Origin of the sequence: Corallococcus praedator, assembly GCF_003612125.1 — a bacterium.
GTDB lineage: Bacteria > Myxococcota > Myxococcia > Myxococcales > Myxococcaceae > Corallococcus > Corallococcus praedator.
This window is the reverse complement of record NZ_RAWI01001324.1, coordinates 1-401: the sequence shown is the minus strand read 5'-3', so window position 1 is coordinate 401 and position 401 is coordinate 1. Positions and strand designations below refer to the sequence as shown.

General features: G+C 73.6%; 1 protein-coding gene. It reads left to right on the top strand.

Features of this window, described 5'->3' with window-relative positions; translation table 11 throughout:
* Positions 1 to 15: 15 nt before the first annotated feature.
* Positions 16 to 401 (top strand): hydantoinase B/oxoprolinase family protein (locus tag D7Y13_RS44295; protein WP_244222509.1); only part of this gene is annotated, 386 nt, incomplete at its 3' end.

The window sequence follows — 401 nt, the reverse complement described above, 5'->3', positions numbered from 1 at the left end:
CTCTACGAGGAGGGGTTGCAGATCCCGATCATGCGTCTCGCGGCGCGTGGGGTGGTGGACGCGACGCTGGTGGCGATGCTGCGGGTCAACACCCGCGAGCCGGACCAGGTCGTGGGGGACGTGTTCGCGCTGGCGGCCTGCAACGAGATCGGGCGGCGGCGGCTCCTGGCGATGATGGCGGAGTACGGGCTGGCCGACCTGGACGCGCTGGCCGCCTCGATCCTCGACGCCTCGCGCGAGGCGACGGTGGCGCGCATCGCGGCGCTGCCGCGCGCGCGCGCCTCCGCGTCGATGACGACGGACGGGTACGCGACGCCGATCACCCTCGCGGTGACGGTGGAGACCCGCGACGACCACGTCCACGTGGACTTCGCCGGCACCTCGCCGCCCGACCCCAAAGG